Source organism: Acinetobacter sp. CFCC 11171 (assembly GCF_003268405.1).
Taxonomy (GTDB): Bacteria; Pseudomonadota; Gammaproteobacteria; order Pseudomonadales; family Moraxellaceae; genus Acinetobacter; species Acinetobacter amyesii.
This window is the reverse complement of the sequence record NZ_LQXP01000012.1, coordinates 19,006-44,603: the sequence shown is the minus strand read 5'-3', so window position 1 is coordinate 44,603 and position 25,598 is coordinate 19,006. Positions and strand designations below refer to the sequence as shown.

Here is a 25,598-nt window from a genome sequence, read left to right as displayed (position 1 = left end):
GACATTGTCTGACAATCTTGTGTCAATAAAGCCAATTTTTTCAGTCAAAACGGACAATCATGCGCTAAAGGCTTGCACACCTTGGTAAATAAAATAGCAGCCGACTGTTGTTAATAAACATGCAAAACAACGCTTTAGCATAAATGGCGACAACATATGAGCCACTTTCGCACCCAATTTCGCAGTGATGAAGCTCATTACACTAATCCCGATAAATGCATAAATATGGATATAACCAATGGTATTGGGAACCTCGATATCGGCTTGATGACCAAACCACATAAAGCCGAGTGCCCCAGCAATTGCAATCGGTAAACCACATGCAGCAGATGTCGCGACCGCTTTTTGCATAATGACGCCATTTTTATTCAAATATGGGACGGTTAAGCTACCACCACCAATACCGAAGATCGCAGAGGCAATCCCAATACCACCGCCTGCTGCCATTTGCATGGCTTGTGAGGGTAAATGTTTATTCGGATCGACTGGTGTCGCTGCACCGCGAAACATTTTAAAGGCCACCCAGACCGCAAAAAAGCCAATTAACAGTTGCAAACCCTGCCCTGAGAGATAATCAGCAATACCTGCACCGAGAAATGAACCGATCACCAAACCTGGTGCCAAATTCCGAAAGACATTCCACAGCACTGCACCTTTTTTATGATGCGCCGAAACCGAACTGAGTGAGGTGACAATAATCGTGGCTAAAGATGTGCCCACCGCCATGTGCATAATCACACTGGGATCATACTGAAGTTGGGTAAAAACGATGAATAAAATCGGCACAATAATCAGACCACCACCAACACCAAATAGCCCCGCAGCAAAACCAGCGATTGCACCAATCAGTAAATATATGATTAACTCCATCAATATTATTCCACAACTCTCAGATTCAAATGGATTTAGAGACCAGACACTTACAGCAATTGCTGAGCACAGTACCTCAACCGCCTGAAGTTTTATTACTGAAGCCCATTACTACATCGACCAATGACGATGTCCGTGAGATTGCCAAAAAAGGCATTCAACATGTTTTGGTATGCAGTGAAGAGCAAACTCAGGGGCGTGGGCAACGCGATCATCAATGGGTCTCACCCGTTGGTAATATCTATTTAAGCACATTGCTAAATTTACAGACAGCTATAGATGGGCGGCTTGCACTCGAAATAGCCTTAAATATCTTACAAATGCCTAGTTTGCAAAATCTCGCATTACAAGTGAAATGGCCCAATGACCTATATAGCCCACAAGGCAAATGGGGCGGGATTTTGATTGAACCAATTTCGTCACATCAAGCGATTGTCGGCGTGGGCATGAACTTATTTCCGATTCCATCCACAGGAATTGAGCAACGCGCAACGTCGTTATATGAACTCGGACTTCACTCGCCAAACCGTTTACAGTTAATCGCTGAACTCTATGCAGCGATTCAACTTGCAGGTGAATGGTTCGATCATAACTGCTATAACCTCGCTGCAAGATTCAACCATTATGCTGCATTTATGCAACAGCCTGTTGAGCTTGAACACCTACAAGGCAAAAGCCAAGGTCTCTTTCTCGGTATTGAAAATGATGGTTCGATCAACATCCAAACTTCGCAGCGCTTAGAAAATCATTTCCAAGGTCGCTTACGTTTAGCAGATCAATCATAAACAGGATTGCAAAGGCCTACTGATGAAAAAATTATGGCTCGATGTCGGTAATACTCGGCTGAAATACTGGATTACTGAACACGATCAAATCATAGAACATGCTGCGGAACTGCATTTACAGTCGCCTGCCGAACTCCTACTCGGTTTAATCCAGCACTTTAAAAGTTTGGATTTAGATCAGGTCGGGATTTCCTCGGTACTCGACAAGAAAAATAATGATCGGATTCAAAAAATTCTTAAATTTTTAGCCGTTCCTGTCACCATTGCCAAAGTTCATGCCGAATATGCGGGCTTGCGCTGTGCCTACGAAGATACCAGTAAATTCGGGATCGACCGTTGGCTGCAAATGCTGGCTGTGGTCAAAGACCCTACACAAAAATACTGTGTGATTAGCTGTGGAACAGCACTCACCATTGACTTAACGGATGGATTACAACATTTAGGTGGCTATATTTTGCCAAATTTATATTTGCAACGTGATTCGCTCATCCAAAACACCAAAGGCATTAAAATTCCAGATGCCATCTTTGACGAGCTGTCTCCTGGTAAAAATACCATCGACGCTGTTCATCATGGCATATTGCTCAGTTTGGTCAGCACCATTGAAAAGGTGCTTGATAAATATCCCAGTCGCTTAATTTTAACTGGGGGCGATGCTGCGCTATTTGCCAAATACCTGCAGCGCTTTACGCCTGAAGTCCATAATGATCTGCTTTTAAAAGGCCTGCAAAGCTATATTGGCCAACAACCGTAGATTAAGCCCGGATCAAATACGGCTCCACAGCATCCCAGACTTCGGGCAATTCGGTACAGCCTTCAGAGTCAATAAAATGCCCCTGATGACGCGCTTCAATCACCTGTGCATCTAGGCTTTTTGCCTGAGCCAAGCTGAATTCGGGTTGCACTCGCTCATCGCCTTTTGAATAGATCACTACCCGATGCTCAACCTGCTGTTTTAGCAAGTCAAAATCTATTTTAGCTGCATCAATAAAAGGATTCACCTGCTCTAGACGTCCCAAGCGGCCATTAAAACCGGCCGCAAGCACAAGAGCTTTTATGTTCTGATGCTGCAGTTTTTGCGACAGATAATGCAGTGCAGCGATACACCCCAAACTATGGGCAATTAATATAGAGTTTTCATTTAATGCGTCAATCTGCGCATCCATTTGCTTCATCCACACATTTAAGACGGGTGTTTCGGATGGATCAAGCCGAAGCACCTTTAGGCTGACGCCCGCTTTTTTTGCCTTTTGCGCGATCCACGGAAACCAATTCTCTTCAGGGCTCGCGGTATAGCCATGCACCACAATTACTTGCGCCATTTCATACTCCATTCCTCTTTTTGAATTCAGTCTGAAATAAAAATTAGAGATTGAGGGTAAACAATTGTGAATTTTTGCAAAACTTGACTATTTGCTAGAACACTTTCATGAGCTGATTCAAAATATCCAGCAATTCTGGAAACATTATGAAGCCATAAAAGTCCTGTATTTTCCCTTCAGTGTTCTACCTTTGGATCACTATTGATAACTTCAGCGTGAACGGTGGCGGAACAAAAGGATCATCACTGGACAGCATGCGCACGGCCAATGGCAAATGCTGATGCAGCATATGACGGTTCAATTTGCATTTTTAAATAAAGCTGCCTAATTCAGAAAAAAATTAAAGGAATACACAAATCCAGAAATAAAAATGTCCGCTTAAATCTTGCCTTACCGCTGGCTGAAATGCGCTGTCAAACAATGCAGCACTGTCAGACAACCCAAACTGTGCGCAATAATAATTTTATTTTCATCGAGCTTAGGTATTTGCAGGGAAATAAACTTCTAACAATCGTCAAAATCTGGTTGTACTGCATTTGCCATATCAATGCGCCAAGAATAATGTCCTACCCCTTGCTGCTTTTGTCTCAATAAGGAAACTAATACTCATTAGGGGAAGCCTGATGAGCATGAATCAGATAGATGTTTTGGCTCTCTGGCGTATGAGGTGTATTCATTATTTGATGCTTATTTGGGGTAAAGCTTTCAATTTGCAGTTAGGCAAACTTTTACCTCTGTTTTAGGCCTGTCATCAACACGGTCTCAATGTCAATTTGGCATGTTTTTGTAATGATGTAGCTCAGTTCGGTATTTATCGGCTGGTGTAACTGAACGTAATTTAGCTCGACAAGATACTCCCCCTCAAAATAAAAGGATCTAAATGTAAAATTTCTCTTAAGATTTAAGTAGGAGATTCTGCAAAATCAAACCATTGATCGGCGCTTAAATCAGTAATTTTGTATATATGTGAAATTTGAACTTCTAACAAGTAACAAGATATTAATGTCTTTAAGAAATAAATTTCCAATTCTAAAAATTGTTGTTCAGTTTGTTTTGGCTATATTTTTCATAGGTATGAACCTAAAAATTAAAGGAATTCTTATTCTATAGAACGTAAAAATGGCCGATTTTTTATTTCTACTTTACATAATGTACAGTATCCTGTACATTTAAGTTGTACAAAATATTGTACAAAATCATGTTTTTTTTGCAGACATCACCCAAAACAGCCAATTTGAAATTTAAGTGTCCATATAAAGTATCTATAGCAAATCTATGAGCCAATGTGCCAACCAACTAATGCTAGATCAATGAAGTGACCATATATTGTTTAAGGCTAAATATTTAATTAGGAAATGCAAGACATGCAAGTATTTACATACACTGATGCACGCCAGAATTTAAAATCCGTTTTAGATACTGTAATTGAAGATGCAGATGTAGCTATTATTACTCGCAAAGAGGGTCAACATGCCGTTGTGATGGGTCAAGACTATTACAACAGTGTAATGGAGACATTGCACTTAATGTCTTCTCCAAAGAATGTAGCACACCTTGCAAACTCAATTGCAGAGTTCCGTGCATCTAAAGCAATCGAAAGAGAACTTTTAGATGAAAAGGAAGACTAGCTTTACCCTTTCAGCTTGGGATGATTATGTATATTGGCAAAGCCAAGATAAAAAGACTCTCAAGCGAATCAATAACCTTATAAAGGAATGTCAACGTACACCCTTTGAAGGTATTGGAAAACCCGAAGCTTTACTCGGTGATTTATCGGGATTCTGGAGCAGAAGGATAGATGAACAGCATAGGCTAGTTTATGCAGTAACAGACGCAGAGATAACGATAATTGCTTGTCGCTATCACTACGAATGAACCAAAGCCCCTACTTATATAGGGGCTTTTTTATTTTATTTATAAAAAGTCTGATCAACAATGTAATAAAAATGAAGACACTAAAAACTATATATATGTTTCCAAAGAATAGATATGATCTAAAACCTTCATAAATAAATCTGGCCATTGGCTCTTGCTCTATATACCCAATATAAGCATAACTAAAAAAGTAACTTAGAATAAAAGAGTAAAGACCAGTAAAGGCAAAAAAAGCCAAAACTTTATTAATCTTATCCTTAATAAAAAAGATAGAATTCAAGCTTAAAGAAATTATTAAAATTGAATAAATACAAGAATATACTGTAATCCAGCAATCATAACTTTCCATCTAACTACCTAAGTGTTTTATATGTAGCCCTTTACTAAAATAGAGTAGGAGCTTTTTTTGTAGTGGTCAACAAATCCTTTATTTCATCACTTGCTATCAAATGCACTCTACCACTTTGCTTGAGCGCACGGTTTCATCAAATTACAGCCATAAAAAAAGGCGCTGAATGCGCCCTTTTTTAAGTCCAAATTACTTCGGATCTTTGCTGCCGAACAATGGACCCATGCCACCGCCGCCAAATTGTTTTTGCATATTGCCCAATGATTTCATCATTTTTGCCATACCCGTTGGGTTGGCAAATTTCTTCATCATTTTCGCCATTTGCGCATGTTGTTTGATGAGTTTGTTCACTTCCGCAACATCCATACCACAGCCTGCTGCAATACGTTTTTTACGGCTTGGATTCATCAAGTCTGGGTTACGACGTTCTTTAATGGTCATCGATTGAATAATCGCTTCCATTTTCTTCACTTGCTTTTCAGGATTTGCTTGTGCAATTGCATCTTGAATCCCTGAGTTGCTCATGCCTGGAAGTTTATCCAAGAAGCCCATCATGCCGCCCATTTTGTTCATTTGTTCAAACTGCATCAGCATATCTTCAAAGTTGAAGCTACCGCCTTTTTGCAGTTTTTTCGCCATTTTTTCGGCTTTTTCTTTGTCGATTTTACGTTCAACTTCTTCGACCAAAGAAAGTACGTCACCCATACCCAAAATACGCTGTGCGATACGTTCAGGATGGAATGGCTCTAGGGCATCGAGTTTTTCACCCATACCCAAGAATTTAATTGGCTTGCCAGTAATGGCACGAACAGAAAGTGCCGCACCACCACGTGCATCACCATCTGTTTTTGTCAGGATCACACCCGTCAAAGGCAAGGCATCGTTAAAGGCTTTTGCAGTATTCGCCGCATCCTGACCAGTCATGGCATCAACCACGAACAATGTTTCAGTTGGCTTAATTGCTGCATGTAGCTCTTTAATTTCATCCATCATTTCGTCGTCTACATGTAAACGACCTGCTGTATCGACAATCAAGACATCAGCAAATTGAATTTTTGCTTGCTCAATCGCACGATTTGCGATGGTAATCGGTTTTTCGTCTGCGCTTGATTCAAAGAAAATCGCGCCAACTTCACCTGCAACTGTTTGTAGCTGTTTAATCGCTGCTGGACGATAAACGTCGGCAGACACCATTGCTACTTTTTTCTTTTGACGTTCTTGTAAGAAACGTGCAAGTTTTGCCGCAGTAGTAGTTTTACCCGCACCTTGTAAACCTGCAAGAAGCACAACAACTGGTGGTTTTGCCGCTAGGTCTAGGCTTTCATTCGCCTCACCCATCATTTTGGTCAATTCGTCATGAACGATTTTGACGAAAGCCTGCCCCGGTGATAACTGAGTCATCACTTCTTGGCCCAATGCTTCTTCCTTAACTTTCGCGATGAATTCACGAGTTACAGGTAACGCAACATCGGCTTCAAGAAGTGCCATACGTACTTCGCGTAACGTATCTTTAATATTGTCTTCGGTTAGCTGCCCTGAGCCAGTAACATTTCTTAAACTCTGCGTGAGTCGTTCTGTTAAGGTATCAAACATTGCAAAATCCGCTTAAAATAGCCATGAGCAAAAAATTGTTTCTTAAAATAGAAAATTTATGCATAGAATGCTATAGGATACTTTAGTTCTTGCAGAATTTATATAAATGAATATTCAACATCCTGAAAAAGGTTTGACATGATCAGTCTCCCCTTGGTTTACACGATCCTAGCATTAATCGCTTATACCACGTCTTTTTGGTATTTATTCAGCCATTTAATGTCTAAACGTGCGCCGAACCATTGGTTTATTGGTGTTGTACTTGGTTTAGGCATGTTATTGCATGCAGGTGTTTTATATAACGACATGTTGACGCCTATGGGTGTGAACTATGACGTGTTCAACCTGATGTCATTTACTTCAGGTCTCATGCTATTGCTCAGTGTGTTATTTAGTACCTATCGACCTGTGCTTGCGATGAACCTGCTGGGCATTCCTGTGGCAGCGACGGGGTTGATTTTGGGCTTTGCATTTAGTCGACAAAATCAATTTATAGAACAACATTCACTGGGTTTAGACATCCATATTATTTTGTCACTTTCCGCGTATGCAGTCCTGCTGATGGCAACTATTCAAGCGGTTATTTTGCGTTTACAAGACCGTGAACTGAAAAACAAACAGAAAAAACGTGTATGGGTGAGCCTACTTCCATCCTTCCAAGCCATGGAATCTTTACTATTTGATTTATTGATTGCTGGATTTGCACTACTGACCGTGGCGCTTGGGTTTGGTTTCTTCACCATCGATAACTTCTTTGCACAGCATTTGGCGCATAAAACAGCCTTTAGCATTATTTCATGGTTCGTCTATGGAGCTTTGCTTATTGGACACTATCGATTTGGCTGGCGTGGTCAAAAAGCTATTCGCTTTACCATTATTGGTTTTTGTCTTTTGGCAGTCGGCTTTATTGGATCTAAGTTTATTTTAGAAATGGTTTTGGGCCGCTAAGTCGACGATGAAACGATTTTAAGTTTTATAAAGAAGTAAGTTTTATTACGAAGGGAGCTACGGCTCTCTTTTTTTATAGCTTGATTATTCACATAAAAACAACAGGCATAAAAAAAGCGCTATACAGCGCTTTTTTTCATTACGTCTAAATTATAGAGCAACGATGTTTACAGCATTCGGGCCTTTTTGACCTTGAGCGATGCTGAAAGAAACCTTTTGGCCTTCTTGCAAAGTTTTGAAGCCAGAACCAGTGATTTCGCTGAAGTGAGCAAAAACGTCAGGACCGTTGTCTTGTGCAATAAAACCGAAACCTTTAGTTTCGTTGAACCATTTAACTGTACCAGTAACTGTATTAGACATAATAATACCTATTAATTTATTGATTTAGCCATTGGATGATGACTGACTATAACTTGGAAAATAATAAAGAATTGAACTTCATTTCTGTAAAAAACGAAGGATTATGACTAACACTGCGATACTTAAAGAAAATTTACGAAACAATACTTTTTTTCTAGTTGCAGCCATCATACATGAAATCTTAAAAGATTCAAGCACAGTATATGTTGTTGATTCCATTAAAAAACAACAGTACAAGCCATCTTCTTATTATTACTATCCATATGTATTTACTCATTTTATTGTTAAAGTTTTATGTCAGTCAACACTTTAAGACTTTGGTCCTAATTTCACCAAATAGTTACATAAAATCTTGTCATTTCGTATTCCGCATCACCATAAGCACAAAACCTAGACATCCCTTTCAAAACCACGTATAACTCCGTTTTTCAATTTTTGGCTGTGTGACCGTGAAACTTGTTCTTGCGCCGATGGAAGGCTTAACCGACCCAATTATGCGAGATGTGTTGACGCATGTGGGGAGTTTTGACTGGTGTGTAACCGAGTTTATCCGTGTCACGGACTCTGTCCTGCCCGATCATATTTATCATAGCTATTGTCCTGAACTAAACAATGCAGGCAAAACTGCAGCAGGAACACCGGTTCATGTGCAGTTCTTAGGTAACAATCCCACTATGCTCGCGGCAAATGCTGTACGCGCGGTAGAACTTGGTGCCCCTGCGATTGATATGAACTTTGGTTGTCCTGCAAAAACCGTCAACCGCCACCGTGGTGGTTCAGTTCTGCTGGATGAGCCTGAAGTGGTGTATGAGTTAGTCAAAGCTGTGCGTGATGCTGTTCCGAGTCATATTCCTGTATCAGCAAAAATGCGTTTGGGTTATATGGACCGTAACTTCACTATGGAAAATGCGCATGCCATCGAAGATGCTGGAGCTGCATGGGTTACAGTCCATGCGCGAACCAAAGCCGATGGTTATACCCCGCCTGCCTTTTGGGATCAGTTGCAACCCATTCGTAAAGCATTGAAAATCAATGTGATTGCCAACGGTGAAATTTGGAATAATGCCGATGCCAAACAGTGCCAACTCGAATCCGGTTGTGAAGACCTAATGATTGGTCGTGCTGCGGTGACCACTCCTGACATTACACAGTGTATCCGTCGTAATACCGATGAGCCGCTGATTACATGGCATGAACTGCTTGGCTTACAAATTCGTTTCTTAAATGGCTCGTATAAAAAAGAAATGAATATGGTCGGTCGTTATAAACAATGGCTCGGCATGATGTCGAAGCACTATCCAGAAGCCAAAGTCCTTTGGGATGAAGTAAAACGTGTCAAACCACTTGATGAAATCGTGCAAAAACTCAAAGCCGGTATGTAAGTTTTAAAGCACATCGCCCAATATGAAAACGAAAAAGTGTGAAAACACCTATCTAAGCGTAGCCGCAGAGCCTTTGATTATACCTACAGTGCTCAAAGGCTTTGTTGTTTGGCAAACTCTAAAATTGCGTCGATCTCATCTGCCAAGAACTCTTTAGGATGTTCCGAAGTCGGGTTCATCACCAAGCTTGCGCCTTTGGTAATCGCAAATAATTTTTCAGCACTGATCATGACAAACTCTGCATCTGCACCAACATCCTGTTGAAGCATCGCAAGACTCAGAAAAAATGGAATGGCTTACTCGCCTTGCTCCGTTTCCATCAATTGAAAATGTAAATGCTGCTCTGTATCACGCTCACCCAAACAATATACTTGGCTGGCTAAAAGTTGCTGATAAAAGTCTTGGTATTGCTCAGGATGATCTAAAGTCGATTCATAAAGATGTTGAAGCGTGTCGTTCATTGTTATTGTCCGTCTATTTTTATCAGTCAGATACTGTTCACAATCCACAGCATACAGGAAGTTTATGAATTATGCCGTTGATTTAAATCTTCAACGTGCTGTCGATTTGTTTTCCACGATTTTTCTAAAATTTCTTTTTCTAAACGCAACTGTATTCGTTTAAGTTTCATTTCAGAGACCACGGGTTGCTGAAAGGTTTGAACATAGTCCACCCACGCTGTACCCCGAAATACATTCGACGGCATCTCTGTTTTAAACACTGCTTCAGGCATAAAAACAATCACAGAATGCATATTGTCTTTATCCACAATATCGCTCAACACCTGTTCTAACACTTTCATATGTTTATAATTTTGGTGAATTGGATTTTGAAATTTAAAACTTTTTTTTATAAATCTTTTGCGTCCATTGTTTTTGTCTCTCGCTCCCAAAAATCCAGCCCTTATAGTTTTTAGTTTCAATCACAAACACACCAAATGGGCTTAACAGAAGATGATCAATTTGAGTTGTAGCTCCTTCGCCATCTGGTAAGGTCAAATCATTTAACAATATATAATGGTCTTTCAAATAAAGTTTGACATGAACGGCGACAGCAAACTCCCCCATTTTCCCCTTTAAATAAGGTTTAAATGCTTTGATTGCCCCCACAATCAGTAACAATGGAATTAGCCACCACAACGTCGAAATGAGGGGTGCAAAAATTTGAGAAATATTCATTGATTTGATTCATTATTTTAAATAAGTATATTTTCTATTTTATTGTAATTTCTCAATTTTTAACAATATTTCTTTATTTTCTAGACCACCCGCAAAACCCACTAATTTTCCATTTGCGCCCACGACACGATGACAGGGTGCAATAATTGAAATTGGATTTTTACCATTGGCTGCACCGACAGCACGTACGGCTTTGACATTGCCTATCTGCTCTGCAATTTGTTTATAGCTGCGAGTTTCTCCAAAAGGAATCGTCAGTAAAGCTTGCCAAATTTGTTGCTGAAATGCGGTGCCTTCAAAGTCTAGCGGCAAGTCAAATTGCTGTCTTTTACCCGCAAAATATTCATTTAATTGCTGTGCGGTTTTGAGCAAAATCGGGTGTTGTAGATCTTCAACCAAAGCCGCCAATCGCACACGATTTGGATTTTCATTTTCCCAAAGAACGGCCACCAATGCGGTTTCATGTGCAACAAGTTTTAGTTGTCCAACGGGCGAATCTAAAAACTGATAAGAAAGTTGCATGAGATACTCCAAGCTCAAAATCGCAGCACTTCATTATTCAGGAGGACGATAATTTCATCAAGACCAGTCCTGAAATAATCAGTACCGCAGCTAGCATGCGCATGGCATTTGCAGGCTCACCCAATACAACGATGCCGAGGATAAATGAACCCACTGCACCAATGCCTGTCCACACTGTATAGGCTGTACCCAGCGGTAAGGATTTCATTGCATAAGACAATAAAGCAAAACTTGCGATCATGAAAATAATGGTCAAAATACTTGGCGTCAGTTTGCTAAAGCCTTCAGAGACTTTCATACAATAGGCCCAAACCACCTCAAGTAATCCCGCTACAATTAATAAAACCCAAGCCATATTTTTACCCATAAAAAAAGCACAGGGATCAATGACCGCTGTGCTTTAGAACATATTAACTTGAAGATAATTTCATCAAGATTATACCCGAAATGATCAGTACTGCGGCTAACATCCGCATGGCAGTTGCAGGCTCACCGAGTATAAAAATACCCACGAGGAATGAGCCAATCGCGCCGATTCCTGTCCAAATGGTATAAGCTGTTCCCAGAGGCAACGTTTTCATGGCATAGGCCAACAAACCAAAGCTCAGGATCATAAAAAATAAAGTAACTAAACTTGGGCCAAGTTTTGTAAAGCCTTCTGAGAGCTTCATCGAATAGGCCCACACGATTTCAAAAATACCAGCGAATACTAGAACAACCCAGGCCATGATGCCTTCCTCCATATTAGTAGAGTCAGGTCGTCCTGACGATTTTTCTTACTGGCTTCGAACAAAGATGTAAGGGAGGTCGTTCCTCCGAATATTGTCTCAGTATAGCAAATATGCTGAATTTTAGTGCAGTCTTTACATTTTTTGACCAAATTCAGGGCGTTATTCAGTTAAGGAAAAAACTTGTGCAGATGAATTGCGCCAAAACATGGCATATCTTTTCAAAGGACAGATTCAGAGATAAAAAAGGCACCACCAAAACCAGTTGATGATGCCCTCTTTATTTGGTCTATTCGCCGATTAGAACTTCAGACGAAGGCCTGCGCCATACCACCAGTGTTTTTCACTTCCAGTTTCAGCTTGCCATGCCGTATGCTGATTTCCTTTTTCGTAGCTGTAAGCAACATCGATAAAGGGCATCAGCTTTTTATTGATTTCATAGCGTGTTTCTAGCCCTAGCCATACAGAACTGAGTCCTGTTTTTTGTGCATAAGCAGAGTCATCACTCAGCACCACATCTAGGTTCAAATATGGTTTTAAAATCAATTTTTGGGTCAGCAGCAAATCACGTTCGGTTTCTAAAGAAAAACTGACCTGTTTATCTGCACCAAGATATAAATAAGCATCGGTTTCAAAGAAATACGGTGCCAGACCATGCAAACCCACCACAGCATCTAACTGTTCTTTGTCCGTCACTTGATGTTCATCGACCCGATAACGCGCACCAATTTGCGCATCCCAAAAGTCGGAGATCATACGGCTATACATCAATTGAGCCGCATAATCTGCATCTTGAGATTCTGCTTTATCCGCATGTAATTTGATGAAGATCTTATTTTCATCGGTCCCGATTCGACTCTCAATTTCGGTCTTTAAACTTCCACGGCCATCGGCATTATTGAGCCATCGATTGTCTATCTCAGTCGCTTGATAAATCTGTCCACCATGTTCACGCTTATGATCAACAGGATGCTGCGCAGAAGCAGCACGTGACGCAATAGATGATGCATTTGCATGTTCTGCATGTTCTGCATGTTCTATCTGGCTCGATTCAATCCCTGTTTGCATCTCTTGATGCGACGAATCATGTGAGGAATGCGACTCATGTTGAGCTGACATCGGCATGCTGTGATGTGCATCTTGCGCCATGGTCATTTGAGTGACCGATGCCAAAGCTAAACTCAGTACCGTATATGTGCATGGTTTAATGATGCGCATGAGACACCTCCTTTTGCGGTACAGATGCCGTTTTCGTATTCTCTGCGACATTTGCGACCACAAGTTTATTCATCATCCCTGCAGACATGTGATACAGCAAGTGACAATGAATCGCCCATTCCCCTAATTCATTGGCCCTTAACAGAGCCGTCACTGTTTTCCCCGGCGGCACAATCACCGTATGTTTATTTGGCATTTCAGAAGACACTTGCCCATTTTCCAATTGCATAAACATGCCATGTAAATGCATCGGATGCGCCATCATGCTGTCATTGACAAATTTCAGTCGGATTCGCTCACCATATTTCACTTTTAGTGGTTCAGCTTCGCTAAATTTTTTGCCATTCATGGTCCACATATAGCGTTCCATAGTTCCACCCAAATGAATGACCAAGTCTTGCGTCGGTTCACGTGTATCAGGCTGCGGGGTTAACGCTTTTAAATCACTATATTGCAGTGCCTTATCACCGACAGGTGTTGAAGCATTGGCCCAACCCATAACCGTTGCTGAATTTTCAACTGCCCGCATCTCTCCTTTAGACTGTGCATGCTCCATCGCTGTATGCATATCATGTTTCATAGATGAATCTATTGAGGAGTGGTTCATAGATGAATGATCCATCACACTATGATCCATATTGGCATGCGCTGAATCAGACATGTTCTGTTTATGCATATCTGGATGCTGCATAGTAGTATGTGCAGTCACTGGAGAATGGTCCATGTCATGTCCCATAGCTGCATGATCATGTGCTTGATTCGGCTGAATCTTTGACGGATCGACAGTATGCGCGCTGTGCTCATGAGCATTCACTTGCTGGATTGCTGAAGTTTGGGTTGAACCTGTAGCCATATGTCCCATATTGCTATGGTCCATACCTGACATTGAACCATGCCCCATATCTTCCATGGTCAGCAAAGCGCGTGGCCGTGCTTTTGGTATATGAATACCTGAGTGCTGAGGCTGCGTTTCATCATGTAAAGTGCCAATCGCAAATCCAGTCCGATCAATCGACTCAGCTTCAATCTGATAATGCGCAGATTTAGGCTCTACGATCACATCATAGGTTTCTGCAGCACCGATGCGGAATTCATCCACAGCGACCGGCTTGACCGCTTGGCCGTCTGCACTGACCACCGTCATTTTGAGCTGAGGAATACGCACATCAAAAAACGACATGGCCGCAGCATTTACAAAACGAAGTCTGACTTTTTCATTGGGCTTAAACATCCCCGTCCAGTTTTGCTGTGGTGTTTTGCCATTCACTAAAAACGTATAACCCGTGACATCAGACAAATCCGTTTTCAGCATTCGCATCTGATTCCACATCGAACGATCTTTCCAAGTGTTTTTTAAACCTGTTCGTTGAATTTGCGTCCATACATCTGAAACTGTTTCACGCTGATTTTGATAGTATTCGGCAGACTTTTTCAGATTTGCCATAATCTGAGCGCTAGATGATTCATGAAAATCCGACAGCATGACCACATAATCACGTTGTGTCTGTTCATGTGCGGCAAGTGATTGTTTACCTTTCGGATAAATTACCAAAGCGCCATACAATCCGTCTTGTTCTTGACCTTTGGAATGCGCGTGATACCAATAGGTTCCGCTTTGACGGACTTTAAATTTGTAAGTAAAGCTACCATCAGGCTGTATTTCATTGAAACCATTAAAACCGGGTACACCATCCATTAAACCGGGCAGCAATAGACCATGCCAATGCACCGAGGTATTTTGTTTTTTGAGCTGATTATGCACATGGATGACCGCATCATCGCCTTCTTCAAACTCCAGTAATGGTGCTGGAAACTGACCATTGACGCTGATTTTCTTGACCGCTTTACCAGTCAAATTGATGGTCTTTTCATCAATATTCAGATGATATTCTTTAATGGCTGCAAACGCCCACGTTGGAGACAGCAGACATACCCCGAGCACGAGGCCTGATTTAAATAAATTAGACATGACTTAACCTTTATAAAATAACGAAAAAACGTATTTAATACTCAGGTTAAGCTTGCGGAGGTCTTAGAATTTCTTGCCAAAAGCCTTTTAAATGCTGTCCAGCAAAAATGAAACGAGGGGGTTCTGCATAGTGATGCACATGGAAGGTCTGCAATGCGACCAAGGCGCTATCGACATAAGAGGTACTGATTTGGCAATGTGCGAGTGTACAGTCCTGACAGTCTGCACTTTGTGTCGTTGAATGATGCGCCTGACCATCTTGCAGTGCAGATGTCGCATCTAAAGATTGATGACAATCCATCATTGAAATGACTTCAGGTGTCGTCTGCTTACCATGATGTGCTGCATGCTCTGGAACAGCTTGCCGCTGATTTTGATGGCAATTTGCTATATTTGAATGTGAAGGATCAGTATGTGCTGCATGAACTGATGCCAGATGGGCATTCGCAGTCATCATTTGTTGATGTTGAAAATTTTGCTGTGCACTGACCACACTGCTCCACCCCATGACAAACGCCATGAGCCAAGCAAAGCCAAGATGCTTACGCAAAAAATTGAACAATTTAGTATCCTAATTCAACCCAATGATGCACTGTGACAACATATCCCTATTAACACATCTTTAGAAACATCACGCGATCGGCTCAGCCGAAATCCGCATGAAACACCATGAAGATATTATTTACGATTCAAATGCAATCACATGACATTTGTATCAACATGACATGCAGCTCGACCAATTTATCCATCATGAACGATACATTCAGAAATATCTAAAAGCACTATCTAGTGCGATCGATGATGTGTTTTGCCAGTCGCAGCGTATCTCAATAGTTGCTAACAGCATAATTAATTGTGCAGTTATTCACAACAGTTTTAAATTTATTGCGCTGTCATAAAAATCAGCGCATATCTTCCAGTTAAAACATAAAAGTTATTTTTTAAACTGATTAATTATTTACCATAGATTAATAAACATACAGCATTTCAAACACTTTACCCCCATAAAAAAAGGACTCAATTGAGTCCTTTTTATACTTAATACGTCTAATTATTAAACCATTGATGCACAATCGTTTATAATTCACCCAAGTTATCCATATAGTTATCTACACAGATATCCATATAGTTATCCACAAGTGAGAAATAACTTATACCCAAAGGCTTAAGCCTCTTGAGCATGAACTTTTGCCAACTCTGAACGCATGTCATCAATCACAGCTTTATAATCAGGCTTACCAAAAATCGCTGAACCTGCAACAAACATGTCTGCACCGGCTTCAGCAATGCCACGAATATTGGCTGGAGTAACACCACCATCCACTTCTAAGCGAATATCAAGACCTGAAGCATCAATAATTTTTCGTGCTTGACGCAGCTTTTCCAAGGTCATTGGAATGAACTTTTGACCACCAAAACCTGGGTTCACACTCATCAACAAGACTTGGTCAACTTTATCTAAAACATAGTCTAAATAATGCAAAGGTGTTGCAGGGTTAAATACCAAGCCCGCTTGCGCACCGCCAGATTTGATTAACTGTAAAGAGCGGTCAATATGGTCAGTCGCCTCTGGGTGGAAAGTGATGATATCTGCGCCAGCTTCCAAGAAATCACCAATCATACGGTCTACTGGTGAAACCATCAGATGCACATCAATCGGTGCTTTAATACCGTATTTTTTCAATGCCTTACAAACGCCCGCACCAAAAGTTAAGTTCGGTACATAATGATTATCCATGACATCGAAATGAACAACATCTGCACCTGCTTCTAGAACATTTTCAACTTCTTCACCTAAGCGCGCAAAGTCTGCTGACAAAATTGAAGGTGCAATTAAGAATGGCTTGGACATGAAAAACCTAGCTTTGAAAAGGGAGTGATTGACGCATTATAGCAAATTGTCCCCCTATTCGCTGCCCATGCCCTTAGTCGTTTTTTCGATGCCGATGATTGAGATCTCTATAATAAAGAAACCAAGGATTAACTGATGTTACGCAGTAACATCAGAAGCGAAATTGGTTCAAATAAAAGAACGATACGCGGTAACGTCATCCGCAATTGTTTGAGACAGCACGACTTCTCATCAATTTTTTTGCAATACTTTAAATAAATAGACGCTAGAGAGCGAGTTTTGCGGTGAGGAGCATTGCTCTGCAAGATGGTTTCCTTGCGAAGCTTCGCTGCTCATTTTGCCTAATGAGAAACATCGTTTCGTAAGAGTACCTCCAGCCGAAGGCTAATCCCTTTATTTAAGCCCTAGATGTAAGACTCCGTCGAATTGACTTAAATATCATTTTAAAAATGCAAAATTATTTTTTGCGTGCGTAACATCAGTGATTAATATGGATAAAGATCTCAGGGATAGAAACACAGCGTTGCATTTTTAGACTTAACGGGCATCTATTTACTTTGCTAAGTTAAAGGACTGACGACTTAACAATAAAATTGCATCTATGAAAAGTTCAACACACATCACCACCGCCCAAGCAGCGCGTGTTGCTAAACGCCTAGTCAATCATTGGAAACATAAATTTGAAGTCAATGAACAGATCATTGGAGAAAATACTGCATTCAAGATTCAACTGCCCTCTGCAGAGGTCAGTCTTTTACCACAAGCTGCATTTTTAGATGTGGTGATTTCAGCCCAAGATCCAAGTACAAATCTAGATCAATTGGAACATGTGGTATTAGATCATTTGATCCGCATGGGACAAGAAGAACTCAGTGCAACATGGCAACGCGAACCGTAGTCTACGTCGCCATATTGTCAAAGCCTTTTACTCAATGCTGATGTGATTGATAATTTCTAACTGCATCAATACGGGCTTTCGTCGCTGGGTGTGACTCAAAGAAATCTGTCCATGATCTCTGATTTTTGGCAGTTCCATCTTTGGCATCTTTCTCTTTTGCTGTTTCAGCATCAGCTTCATCTTCCATACGTTGTAAGAAATTTGCAAAATGCGAAGTTGGTATTTGATGTTTTGAAAGTTGTTTTAAGGCATATAAATCTGCTTCAGATTCAAAGTCTCGTGAGTAACTCGCACCCACCGCAGCTACCGGTAAACTGGTAAGAATGTCAGAGCCATCCCCCGTAATCATCAACAAAATAATACTGATGCCTAAACCTGACAAACTTTGCTGCAAACTATGGCGTTGAACTAAATGCCCCTGCTCATGTGCAAGCACACCTATGAGCTCATAATCATTTTTCGCTAGTTTAACCAACTCATCTGTCACGATAATGGTGTTATTGGGTATCGCCAATGCATTTGCACCGATGCTGCCACCACCGCGGAATAACAACTTCGCAGGACGATTTTCAGCCACCAATTGTTGATATTCTTGCTTCAACTTGTCTTGACGTGCTTGTGGCAATTTTGTAGGTTCAGTCATATCGATAATATATTTTTCCGCCTGATCCCCCCAACTCTTTAACGCTGTCTCAGGCAGTTGATTGGCCACCACATGCGACGCCGCAGGTATGCCCCATTTAATCAATACAAAAGCAAAAGCCACCACGAAAATCACACTAAAAATGATTAGAGAAGGTGACCGTTCTAACTTCCAAATCGAATGCCAACGCGACTTTACGTCGAGATTAAACCACTCTGGCAAAGGTTGATGAAACTCCAAACGAGCATCGTCCTTTAACTCGATCACTGGCTGAATATCACCCAAAGCACCGATCAGCGTCATATCTTGATAAGTGTAATGCTGCGTTTGTTCTAGGTCTTGACCATAACGCACAATCACAGCATGTTCTCCATCTGCGCTGATTTGAGCAACAAAGGGTTTTGACACTTTCCCATCATAATAGGTTGCATTCACTACTGATGTTTTCATGTAATTCACCTACGTTATAAGGAAATATCTAGGTCAAAAATATCGGATAATTCTTCAGCAATTGCATTGTGATCTTGCTGCATTTGATTTTGTAATTGGTCTGGATCATCGACCAACATTAAGTGTAAGGATTCAGTCTGATATTTATATAGTCGCACAACTGCCCATGGTGTCAGTAAACCGAGGCTAATCACTTTAGCCAACCAATTACTCAAGACAATCCATGCATAGCGCCATTGATTACAGTCCGTATGAAACTGACTGCGGCTCAACGAGGTGTTATTCCAAGTGGTAATAAAAATACGTGCAGCTGTGAGTGGCCAAATAAACATATAGCCAATCAAATACATACCAAAAATAATGAAGACATAAGATGCGTCATTTAAACCATCTGAACTACCAAACAGTATCGCAAAGATCACTGCCAGCAATGCACCAAAGCCCATAAACAGAAATAAAGGCACATACATGGCACGCATATAATCGCCCCAAGTATTATTCAGATTAAATTTCAACTGACCCAGATACAAATGATTCAGACATTCACGTTTATATAGCCAGACCGCCACTGGTGTAAACAAACCGAGGGTAAAGACAACCACCGCAAGACATTTGACAAAACACCAATACGCGCTTTTATTCGTCCCAGAAAAAAAGAATCGGCTATTACTAAACTTACTGTTACGGGCACGGAAACGAATCGTAGATCGAATAAGCCAAGGAACCGCAAAGAAGATTAGGACAAAGCCCGCTAAGAAAGCTTCCCAAGAATAATTTATAGCAAAAGAGAAACCACCATAGACCACTAGCGCAATGATTCGCCCGACTAAAATTTTTGTAGGCAAACCGGTAAAGTCAAAACGACGCTGAAACACCCAAGTATTACCATAAAAATAACGTAAACGGCGGACCTTTGCCCAAGGCGCATAAAGTCCAAGCGTGACAATCGTCAGTAAGATATTCACGATCCAAATACCGAAATATTCAGACGCATTACCTTTAAACCTAAAATGATAATTTCTTCCCAAAATATCAGCCTGTTCTGTCTCACCAAATAGACTCGGTGGATTCATTACGGGCAGCTCTGGCGGAAGCGGCGTTTCCATTTGTGAATTTTGCATAAGTACCCTAAATTATTTTTTTTGGTATGTCGAATTTATTCATTTGCATGGCAATGCTCATCACCATGCTTTATTTATACGTATATCAAAGCAAGCTATGCCTCAACACTTTTAACCACTGGCTTTAGAATTAATGAACCGCTGTTTGCAATTGGACAGCGTGAAATTGCAAATGATCATCCATAAAACTTTGAATAAAATAATACCCATGATCATAGCCAACATGTTCACGCAGTTCGAGTGGCTGCCCAACTTGCTCACACGCTTGCTTAAACAACGCTGGATTTAACTGGCTATAAAATTGATCATCAATACCTTGATCAATCAGAATAGCTTTAAACAAAGCCCCTTTAGATTGAACTAAGGCTGTTGCATCATGCTGAAGCCACTGCTGACGATCTGAACCTAGATACTGACTAAAGGCTTTTTCACCCCATGGACACTGACTTGGCGCACAAATCGGTGCAAAAGCAGAAACCGATTTGAACAGGTCAGGATGCTTCAACGCTAAAGTTAGTGCACCATGACCGCCCATACTATGCCCGAATATGCCAATCGCACCCTTTTGTAGCGGAAATACTGCCTGCACTAGCGCGTACAATTCTTCAGTGATAAAACGTTCCATTTGATAATGCTCGGCCCACGGTTGTTCCGTTGCATTAATATAAAAACCTGCGCCTTGCCCAATATCCCAATGATCACCTTGTGCTACCTGTTCCCCACGTGGAGAAGTATCAGGGCTGATTAAAATCAGGCCGAGCTGCGCAGCTAAACGCTGTGCATGCGCTTTAATGGCAAAGGTTTCTTCAGTACAGGTTAATCCAGCCAAATAAAACAATGCAGGGCACGCTTGGCCTTGTAAGGCTGCTTCTGGCAGAAAAATACCAAACTTTGTCGTGGTCTTTAGACTTGAAGAATCCAATTGATAAATGCGCTGCTCACCCGCAAAACAAGTATTTCGTTGTACTAATTCCATGATCTTTATCCTAAACTTTTTTAATCTTTTAAGGCGTAACCGTCGTAGCCGGTGCAGTAGTTGTCGGCGGGAACAATCGTTGTTCTAATTGAGGCAACATTAATGCCATGTTTTTCCCCATCGACCACTGCGGTTCAGAAGGTTCGAAACCTTGCGCGGCTTCCCATTTCGCTACAGTCGCTTTGGTTTCATTAAATGCCGCTTGAATACTGGTCTGCTCACGCATCGCCTGATCAAAGAACGCACGACCAAAATAGGTGTATTCAGCTTCATTCGAACAGCCAAAAGACTGTCGATCAGCTGCCGATGCAGTAATGATTAAAGTATTATCATTTTGTAGTGCTGGAATAAAACTGCCTGAATAACATGAAGAAATGACAATCACACGCCAACGAATTCCGGATGCATCCAAGGCTTCTTTTAACCATTTAGGATCGACTTGCGCCAAATCCAAAGGTGCATTTTCCATTTCAAAGACATTCGGTAAACCATGTGAGGTCATATATAAAAATAAGACGTCACTTTCTCGGTTCATCTGTTGACCAATACGACGCAGCGCCAACTCCATACTGGTTTTAGATGCCAGCGGAATTTCAGTGCGCGTTGCAGGGTTATTGATCAGCTCAACCGAACGCCCATAGGTGCCAAAACGTGTATCAAACTGTTCTTTAATCCGTTCAATTTCCAGTTTAAAGACATCTTGATAACTCGCACCTGCCACCCCTAAGAAGTACCAATGGGATTGGGCAAATTCACCATATTCCACTGCATCCAAGGATTTATTGAGTAAACGGCTTTGTGCATAAAATGCATCTTCAGCAAAGCTTGGAGGAACTTCTTCTACTTTCCAAATCGGCTGATCTTTGACTGAGACTTGCCACACGACCAAAGTAAATAGCGTCGCACCCATAATCAGTGCACGCTCCCACCATGGCCATTTCAGCTCACGTGAAAACACCCAAACGACAGCCAAACTTTGCCAAACAAATAGAATAATGAATAACGTTGGAATGTAGTCATACAGAAAGTATGGGAGAATATCGAGATCTCCCAAATATTGAATCAAACATTGAAACAACATGATGTGCGTATCAAGCACCAACCAAAGCAATGCAGGGACCAACATTAACCGTGGATTATTTACACGTTGTGATAGGAAAATCCCCACAATTAAAGCAATAAATGGCCACAATGCATAACTTATAAGACCTTGAGCGTTAAATTCACCAATACGCCCCGTGCTCAGCCAACTAAATAAACTGTTAGCACAACCACCTAAAATCCCCCAAAACACCAATTGTAAAATCGATGGACGAACGATTTGTAAAGAACGACGAGACCCAAAAAATAACCACATCCCCGCAGTTTGGTTGCTTTTAAAATCATGCCAAAAATTGATGGAGGGTTTGAAATCAATCATAGAGTTCTAATGGTGGCCTTGGCTCGCTTAATTGCACAAATAATTTTATGCCTGATGTCGTTTTTAGCAATGCTATTTTTTAACTATATAACAAATCTTTGAACAATATTGAAGCAAATATCATTTTAAGTCACAAGATCATGTTGGAAATATGCATCAAAGCGACAAGCATCACCTTGCCACTGATGTTGCGGCTCTTGATTCGCTAAAAAAACCGCCAATCGTGGACGTTTAACCACGACACGTTTAGCAATTTTTTGTGCTAAATCCAGTAAATTATCACCTAAATCCATCTCACCATCTTCAGGTAACAGCAAATGCAATAATTGCATTTGTTTTTTGACCTGAGCTTGCTTTTTGACGGCTTGCTGGTTTTGATCTCGCTGTGGAAACATCGGATCGAGATAAACCACATCAAAGATTTGATTGGTCGTCGACAAATGTTTCAAAAAGTCTGCCGAATCTGAAAAGACCAATTCAATTCGTGCCACAACCGAACTTAAAAATGCATCTTTCTGCGCGCGTTGATGTGAGTCTTCCAATAGGGTAAATAAAATTGGATGACGTTCCACAAGGGTCACATGCGCACCCAGATGTGCCATCAATAAACTATCGTGCCCTAGCCCTGCGGTTGCATCCACAAGCTGTGGCTTTTCAGCCAAATTACACGCACGTGCAATCATCTCAGACTTTAAAGATGCTCGCTTTAAACGTCCAACTTCTGCTGTCCAATCGGGTTGCATCTTCATGCCATTGGCCGCTAACCACAAACCATCTGCATCGACACACAAACTAAGTTCAGGGTTTAAACGTAAAAAACGCGCGTTTAATTTTTCAATCAATTCAATATTTACAGATACACCACGTGAAGAAAGCACAGCAGAATACTGCTGTGCTTTCTCATGAAACTCTTGTTCTGTGTATAAGCGGATTTCGCTTACCATAATTTCCAGCCTGTAAATGCGAACAATAAAATCAATAAACCTGAAACAATTCGATACCACGCAAAAATCATAAAATCACGTTTTGCCACATAAGCGACAAGCGCACGAATTAAAATCAATGCAGAGACAAATGAAACGATTAAACCAACGGCGATCACAGTCCAATCTTGAGTGCCTTGAAATACATCATAGCTTTGATATAAATCCAGTAAACCTGCACCGACAATAACAGGAATACCCAAAAAGAATGAAAACTCAGTGGCTGCTTTACGGGAAACACCCAAGAACATAGCACCAATAATGGTTGCACCTGAACGTGAAGTCCCTGGAATTAAAGATAAAACTTGAATTAAACCAATCCAAATCGCATCTTTAATGGTTAAATCTTCTACTTCTTTGGCACGCACCTGCGGTGGATTTTTTTCAATCCAAATAATGATCAAACCACCGATAATCAACCCCATAGCAATCGCAATGTTATTGAACAGCAGCTCTTTCACCGTCTGACCAAACGTCAAACCAATCAACACGATTGGAATCGAAGCGAGAATTAAGCCAAAACCTAAACGGCGACCTTTTTCTTCACCAGTCACCATACCGGTTGCTGCGCCCCACAGGCGGCCCCAGTATTCATAAATCACCGCCGCAATCGCACCCATTTGAATTGCGATCACGAAAACATCACTTTTTTCTTTGGTCCAAAAGTTCATTAATTCTGAAGCCAGAATTAAATGCCCTGTACTTGAAATCGGTAAAAATTCGGTAATACCTTCAACAATACCCATGATTGCCGCTTTGAGCAGCAGTAGAAGATCCATATATAACCCTAATTATGGCTTGCCTTGTTCTGAAATTTTCTTCCAGGCGTTATCTCGTAAATATACGGGCAATGCAAGTTCAGCACTCACCCATGCTTTTCTTTGCGCGCTTCGCGGGCAATAGTAGCAATATCTTGTGCTGTTGCACTTAAGTCTTTGTATTGTGTTTGTTCTGATTGAATGAGCTCACTACCAGAACCCACGACAGTAAATTTGATCTGTGGTGTGGCATCTGCGTAACTTAATAGTTGTTCTTCATCTACAGCCTGCATAATGCCATTGGCATCGAGTTGATAGCTTGCGATATACACTTCTTGCATGCGAGCATCAAGGACTGCTGTTACTTCAGTCAAACCATGTAGACGATGCGCCGCTTGAGCCAAAGCTTGCAAAGTCGAGACTGGAACAACAGGTACGTCATTGGCCCATGCCAAAGCCTGTGTTACCGCTGCATTAATACGAACACCACTAAATGAGCCAGGCCCACGACTAAATGCAATTGCATTTAAATCCGCTAACTCAATAGCAGTTTGATTAAGCCCTTGCTCAATCATTGGGAGAATGGTTTGCGTCTGCGCTTTTGCCCGTAAATCGAGTTGAAAATAAAGCTCTTGAGTTTCATCTACAATCGAGACGGAACACTGCTCATTGGCAGTTTCCAATGCCAGTAATTTCATGCGCAACCTTAATTAAATTTAATCTTAAAAAACGTTGAATATGATACTCCACTCCATCGCAGTTCGCGAGATTTTCCACCTCAGACACAGCGCTTTCCGTATTTAATCTATAAAAAGAGCCTCGACAAACGTCGAGGCTCTTTTGCTTGCCATATATAGCGTTCTAAAGTTCAGCGACTTCGAGTTGAGTAAAATGTTTAAAATGAGCGGCATAGTGCATGGCACTCATTTTTAGACGTGCTTCCGCTTGTTCATCTAAAGTCTTAACAACTTTACCCGGTGACCCCATCACAACAGAGTTATCAGGAATCACCTTCCCTTCTGGAATTAAAGCATTTGCACCAATGATGCAATTTTTACCAATCACAGCATGATTTAGAACCACGGCATTGATTCCGATCAGACTATTATCACCTACGGTACATCCGTGTAGCATGGCTTGATGCCCAATCGTGACATAATCACCAATGATCATTTCAATGCCCGCATCGGTATGCAGCACCGCATTTTCTTGTACATTGGTAAAATCACCCAGTTTGATACGACTATTGTCCCCTCGGATGACGGCTCCGAACCAGACACTCACTTCTCGGCCTAATTCAACTTGGCCAATGACCGTTGCATTTTCTGCAACCCAACCATCCCAAGGTTGATGCGTGGCTTTCGGGCTATATCCTTGAAATTTATACAACATAATCAA

At 41.2% G+C, this 25,598-nt stretch carries 28 protein-coding genes and 2 pseudogenes; 7 read left to right on the top strand and 23 right to left on the bottom strand.

What is annotated here, in order from left to right; genetic code table 11:
* Window positions 1-57: 57 nt before the first annotated feature.
* The gene (locus tag AVJ20_RS07745; protein ID WP_111884794.1) at window positions 58-870 is read right to left on the bottom strand and encodes a sulfite exporter TauE/SafE family protein; all 813 of its coding nucleotides are present in this window, start codon (window positions 868-870) and stop codon (window positions 58-60) included.
* 29 nt (window positions 871-899) lie between these two features.
* Here AVJ20_RS07745 and AVJ20_RS07740 point away from each other — a divergent pair, with 29 nt between their 5' ends.
* Entirely contained in the window at window positions 900-1,655 is a 756-nt protein-coding gene (locus AVJ20_RS07740) for a biotin--[acetyl-CoA-carboxylase] ligase (protein ID WP_111884793.1), read from the top strand.
* 22 nt (window positions 1,656-1,677) lie between these two features.
* Window positions 1,678-2,409, top strand: a complete 732-nt coding sequence (locus AVJ20_RS07735; protein ID WP_111884792.1) for a type III pantothenate kinase — start codon at window positions 1,678-1,680, stop codon at window positions 2,407-2,409.
* Between the two features lies 1 nt (window position 2,410).
* On the opposite strand, the gene AVJ20_RS07730 is transcribed toward AVJ20_RS07735, so the two are convergent.
* Together AVJ20_RS07730 and AVJ20_RS18990 are read right to left on the bottom strand one after the other, a co-directional pair.
* A complete protein-coding gene (locus AVJ20_RS07730) occupies window positions 2,411-2,977 on the bottom strand; it encodes an RBBP9/YdeN family alpha/beta hydrolase (protein WP_111884791.1) in 567 nt (188 codons plus the stop codon).
* Between the two features lie 390 nt (window positions 2,978-3,367).
* Window positions 3,368-3,463, bottom strand: a complete 96-nt coding sequence (locus tag AVJ20_RS18990; RefSeq protein WP_416240542.1) for an alpha/beta hydrolase — start codon at window positions 3,461-3,463, stop codon at window positions 3,368-3,370.
* Between the two features lie 878 nt (window positions 3,464-4,341).
* Here AVJ20_RS18990 and AVJ20_RS07720 point away from each other — a divergent pair.
* Together AVJ20_RS07720 and AVJ20_RS07715 are read left to right on the top strand one after the other, a co-directional pair.
* Window positions 4,342-4,605: a type II toxin-antitoxin system Phd/YefM family antitoxin gene (locus tag AVJ20_RS07720; RefSeq protein WP_111884832.1), complete on the top strand. Its 264-nt coding sequence runs from the start codon at window positions 4,342-4,344 to the stop codon at window positions 4,603-4,605.
* Window positions 4,589-4,852 (top strand): Txe/YoeB family addiction module toxin, encoded by a 264-nt coding sequence (locus AVJ20_RS07715; RefSeq protein WP_111884790.1) that lies wholly within the window; start codon window positions 4,589-4,591, stop codon window positions 4,850-4,852. Before AVJ20_RS07720 ends, AVJ20_RS07715 begins: the two co-directional genes overlap by 17 nt.
* Window positions 4,853-5,390: 538 nt before the next feature.
* Here AVJ20_RS07715 and ffh read toward each other — a convergent pair.
* Window positions 5,391-6,794, bottom strand: coding sequence for a signal recognition particle protein (gene ffh / locus AVJ20_RS07705; protein WP_078191163.1), 1,404 nt, complete (start codon window positions 6,792-6,794; stop codon window positions 5,391-5,393).
* A gap of 138 nt (window positions 6,795-6,932) precedes the next feature.
* On the opposite strand from ffh, the gene AVJ20_RS07700 reads away from it, so the two are divergent.
* Complete coding sequence (locus AVJ20_RS07700; RefSeq protein ID WP_078191164.1) at window positions 6,933-7,742, top strand: cytochrome C assembly family protein; 810 nt, start codon at window positions 6,933-6,935, stop codon at window positions 7,740-7,742.
* Between the two features lie 150 nt (window positions 7,743-7,892).
* Here AVJ20_RS07700 and AVJ20_RS07695 read toward each other — a convergent pair whose 3' ends face one another.
* Window positions 7,893-8,102, bottom strand: a complete 210-nt coding sequence (locus AVJ20_RS07695) for a cold-shock protein (protein WP_067761877.1) — start codon at window positions 8,100-8,102, stop codon at window positions 7,893-7,895.
* A gap of 449 nt (window positions 8,103-8,551) precedes the next feature.
* Between AVJ20_RS07695 and AVJ20_RS07690 the strand changes: the two genes are divergently transcribed.
* Entirely contained in the window at window positions 8,552-9,484 is a 933-nt protein-coding gene (locus AVJ20_RS07690) for a tRNA dihydrouridine synthase (protein ID WP_180094413.1), read from the top strand.
* Between the two features lie 92 nt (window positions 9,485-9,576).
* On the opposite strand, the gene AVJ20_RS07685 is transcribed toward AVJ20_RS07690, so the two are convergent.
* The 10 genes and pseudogenes from AVJ20_RS07685 to rpe all read right to left on the bottom strand — a co-directional run bounded on the left by AVJ20_RS07685 (window position 9,577) and on the right by rpe (window position 16,951).
* Window positions 9,577-9,777 carry an SseB family protein gene (locus tag AVJ20_RS07685; protein ID WP_322872479.1) on the bottom strand — a complete coding sequence of 67 codons (201 nt, stop codon included), beginning with the start codon at window positions 9,775-9,777 and terminating at the stop codon, window positions 9,577-9,579.
* Window positions 9,778-9,780: 3 nt separating this feature from the next.
* On the bottom strand, window positions 9,781-9,945 hold the full coding sequence (locus AVJ20_RS18330; protein WP_162689748.1) for a hypothetical protein: 165 nt from the start codon (window positions 9,943-9,945) through the stop codon (window positions 9,781-9,783).
* A gap of 62 nt (window positions 9,946-10,007) precedes the next feature.
* Window positions 10,008-10,662 (bottom strand): annotated as a pseudogene (locus AVJ20_RS07680) (nuclease-related domain-containing protein).
* Between the two features lie 39 nt (window positions 10,663-10,701).
* Entirely contained in the window at window positions 10,702-11,184 is a 483-nt protein-coding gene (locus AVJ20_RS07675) for a methylated-DNA--[protein]-cysteine S-methyltransferase (RefSeq protein WP_111884787.1), read from the bottom strand.
* Window positions 11,185-11,221: 37 nt separating this feature from the next.
* Entirely contained in the window at window positions 11,222-11,539 is a 318-nt protein-coding gene (sugE, locus tag AVJ20_RS07670; RefSeq protein WP_111884830.1) for a quaternary ammonium compound efflux SMR transporter SugE, read from the bottom strand.
* 55 nt (window positions 11,540-11,594) lie between these two features.
* Window positions 11,595-11,912 (bottom strand): quaternary ammonium compound efflux SMR transporter SugE, encoded by a 318-nt coding sequence (gene sugE / locus AVJ20_RS07665; protein WP_111884829.1) that lies wholly within the window; start codon window positions 11,910-11,912, stop codon window positions 11,595-11,597.
* Window positions 11,913-12,212: 300 nt separating this feature from the next.
* Window positions 12,213-13,130 (bottom strand): copper resistance protein B, encoded by a 918-nt coding sequence (locus tag AVJ20_RS07660; RefSeq protein WP_111884786.1) that lies wholly within the window; start codon window positions 13,128-13,130, stop codon window positions 12,213-12,215.
* On the bottom strand, window positions 13,117-15,099 hold the full coding sequence (locus AVJ20_RS07655) for a multicopper oxidase domain-containing protein (protein ID WP_111884785.1): 1,983 nt from the start codon (window positions 15,097-15,099) through the stop codon (window positions 13,117-13,119). Before AVJ20_RS07655 ends, AVJ20_RS07660 begins: the two co-directional genes overlap by 14 nt.
* Window positions 15,100-15,145: 46 nt before the next feature.
* Window positions 15,146-15,661: a hypothetical protein gene (locus AVJ20_RS07650; protein WP_111884784.1), complete on the bottom strand. Its 516-nt coding sequence runs from the start codon at window positions 15,659-15,661 to the stop codon at window positions 15,146-15,148.
* Between the two features lie 603 nt (window positions 15,662-16,264).
* The gene (rpe, locus tag AVJ20_RS07645) at window positions 16,265-16,951 is read right to left on the bottom strand and encodes a ribulose-phosphate 3-epimerase (RefSeq protein ID WP_111884783.1); all 687 of its coding nucleotides are present in this window, start codon (window positions 16,949-16,951) and stop codon (window positions 16,265-16,267) included.
* 601 nt (window positions 16,952-17,552) lie between these two features.
* Between rpe and AVJ20_RS07640 the strand changes: the two genes are divergently transcribed.
* Complete coding sequence (locus AVJ20_RS07640; RefSeq protein ID WP_111884782.1) at window positions 17,553-17,849, top strand: DUF2218 domain-containing protein; 297 nt, start codon at window positions 17,553-17,555, stop codon at window positions 17,847-17,849.
* A 31-nt stretch (window positions 17,850-17,880) separates the two neighbouring features.
* Here AVJ20_RS07640 and AVJ20_RS07635 read toward each other — a convergent pair whose 3' ends face one another.
* The 8 genes and pseudogenes from AVJ20_RS07635 to AVJ20_RS07600 all read right to left on the bottom strand — a co-directional run bounded on the left by AVJ20_RS07635 (window position 17,881) and on the right by AVJ20_RS07600 (window position 25,592).
* Entirely contained in the window at window positions 17,881-18,942 is a 1,062-nt protein-coding gene (locus AVJ20_RS07635) for a M48 family metallopeptidase (RefSeq protein ID WP_111884781.1), read from the bottom strand.
* Window positions 18,943-18,956: 14 nt separating this feature from the next.
* Window positions 18,957-20,063 (bottom strand): YjgN family protein, encoded by a 1,107-nt coding sequence (locus tag AVJ20_RS07630; RefSeq protein WP_111884780.1) that lies wholly within the window; start codon window positions 20,061-20,063, stop codon window positions 18,957-18,959.
* 130 nt (window positions 20,064-20,193) lie between these two features.
* Window positions 20,194-21,039 (bottom strand): S-formylglutathione hydrolase, encoded by an 846-nt coding sequence (gene fghA / locus AVJ20_RS07625; protein WP_111884779.1) that lies wholly within the window; start codon window positions 21,037-21,039, stop codon window positions 20,194-20,196.
* 28 nt (window positions 21,040-21,067) lie between these two features.
* Window positions 21,068-22,459 (bottom strand): C13 family peptidase, encoded by a 1,392-nt coding sequence (locus AVJ20_RS07620; protein WP_111884778.1) that lies wholly within the window; start codon window positions 22,457-22,459, stop codon window positions 21,068-21,070.
* A gap of 125 nt (window positions 22,460-22,584) precedes the next feature.
* Window positions 22,585-23,403, bottom strand: coding sequence for a class I SAM-dependent methyltransferase (locus AVJ20_RS07615; RefSeq protein WP_078192362.1), 819 nt, complete (start codon window positions 23,401-23,403; stop codon window positions 22,585-22,587).
* Entirely contained in the window at window positions 23,397-24,221 is an 825-nt protein-coding gene (locus AVJ20_RS07610) for an undecaprenyl-diphosphate phosphatase (protein WP_078191179.1), read from the bottom strand. The genes AVJ20_RS07615 and AVJ20_RS07610 overlap by 7 nt, the downstream gene beginning before the upstream one ends.
* Window positions 24,222-24,233: 12 nt before the next feature.
* Window positions 24,234-24,898, bottom strand: a pseudogene (gene tsaB / locus AVJ20_RS07605) (tRNA (adenosine(37)-N6)-threonylcarbamoyltransferase complex dimerization subunit type 1 TsaB).
* A gap of 163 nt (window positions 24,899-25,061) precedes the next feature.
* A complete protein-coding gene (locus tag AVJ20_RS07600) occupies window positions 25,062-25,592 on the bottom strand; it encodes a gamma carbonic anhydrase family protein (RefSeq protein WP_078192364.1) in 531 nt (176 codons plus the stop codon).
* Between the last annotated feature and the right edge of the window lie 6 nt (window positions 25,593-25,598).

Excerpts from the sequence above, each read along its gene's own strand:
- AVJ20_RS07745 (WP_111884794.1), bottom strand. The coding sequence starts at position 870 with ATGGAGTTAATCATATATTTACTGATTGGTGCAATCGCTGGTTTTGCT.
- AVJ20_RS07740 (WP_111884793.1), top strand. The coding sequence starts at position 900 with ATGGATTTAGAGACCAGACACTTACAGCAATTGCTGAGCACAGTACCT.
- AVJ20_RS07735 (WP_111884792.1), top strand. The coding sequence starts at position 1,678 with ATGAAAAAATTATGGCTCGATGTCGGTAATACTCGGCTGAAATACTGG.
- AVJ20_RS07730 (WP_111884791.1), bottom strand. The coding sequence starts at position 2,977 with ATGGCGCAAGTAATTGTGGTGCATGGCTATACCGCGAGCCCTGAAGAG.
- AVJ20_RS07720 (WP_111884832.1), top strand. The coding sequence starts at position 4,342 with ATGCAAGTATTTACATACACTGATGCACGCCAGAATTTAAAATCCGTT.
- AVJ20_RS07715 (WP_111884790.1), top strand. The coding sequence starts at position 4,589 with ATGAAAAGGAAGACTAGCTTTACCCTTTCAGCTTGGGATGATTATGTA.
- ffh (WP_078191163.1), bottom strand. The coding sequence starts at position 6,794 with ATGTTTGATACCTTAACAGAACGACTCACGCAGAGTTTAAGAAATGTT.
- AVJ20_RS07700 (WP_078191164.1), top strand. The coding sequence starts at position 6,933 with ATGATCAGTCTCCCCTTGGTTTACACGATCCTAGCATTAATCGCTTAT.
- AVJ20_RS07695 (WP_067761877.1), bottom strand. The coding sequence starts at position 8,102 with ATGTCTAATACAGTTACTGGTACAGTTAAATGGTTCAACGAAACTAAA.
- AVJ20_RS18330 (WP_162689748.1), bottom strand. The coding sequence starts at position 9,945 with ATGAACGACACGCTTCAACATCTTTATGAATCGACTTTAGATCATCCT.
- AVJ20_RS07675 (WP_111884787.1), bottom strand. The coding sequence starts at position 11,184 with ATGCAACTTTCTTATCAGTTTTTAGATTCGCCCGTTGGACAACTAAAA.
- sugE (WP_111884830.1), bottom strand. The coding sequence starts at position 11,539 with ATGGCTTGGGTTTTATTAATTGTAGCGGGATTACTTGAGGTGGTTTGG.
- sugE (WP_111884829.1), bottom strand. The coding sequence starts at position 11,912 with ATGGCCTGGGTTGTTCTAGTATTCGCTGGTATTTTTGAAATCGTGTGG.
- AVJ20_RS07660 (WP_111884786.1), bottom strand. The coding sequence starts at position 13,130 with ATGCGCATCATTAAACCATGCACATATACGGTACTGAGTTTAGCTTTG.
- AVJ20_RS07655 (WP_111884785.1), bottom strand. The coding sequence starts at position 15,099 with ATGTCTAATTTATTTAAATCAGGCCTCGTGCTCGGGGTATGTCTGCTG.
- rpe (WP_111884783.1), bottom strand. The coding sequence starts at position 16,951 with ATGTCCAAGCCATTCTTAATTGCACCTTCAATTTTGTCAGCAGACTTT.
- AVJ20_RS07640 (WP_111884782.1), top strand. The coding sequence starts at position 17,553 with ATGAAAAGTTCAACACACATCACCACCGCCCAAGCAGCGCGTGTTGCT.
- AVJ20_RS07635 (WP_111884781.1), bottom strand. The coding sequence starts at position 18,942 with ATGAAAACATCAGTAGTGAATGCAACCTATTATGATGGGAAAGTGTCA.
- AVJ20_RS07630 (WP_111884780.1), bottom strand. The coding sequence starts at position 20,063 with ATGCAAAATTCACAAATGGAAACGCCGCTTCCGCCAGAGCTGCCCGTA.
- fghA (WP_111884779.1), bottom strand. The coding sequence starts at position 21,039 with ATGGAATTAGTACAACGAAATACTTGTTTTGCGGGTGAGCAGCGCATT.
- AVJ20_RS07620 (WP_111884778.1), bottom strand. The coding sequence starts at position 22,459 with ATGATTGATTTCAAACCCTCCATCAATTTTTGGCATGATTTTAAAAGC.
- AVJ20_RS07615 (WP_078192362.1), bottom strand. The coding sequence starts at position 23,403 with ATGGTAAGCGAAATCCGCTTATACACAGAACAAGAGTTTCATGAGAAA.
- AVJ20_RS07610 (WP_078191179.1), bottom strand. The coding sequence starts at position 24,221 with ATGGATCTTCTACTGCTGCTCAAAGCGGCAATCATGGGTATTGTTGAA.
- AVJ20_RS07600 (WP_078192364.1), bottom strand. The coding sequence starts at position 25,592 with ATGTTGTATAAATTTCAAGGATATAGCCCGAAAGCCACGCATCAACCT.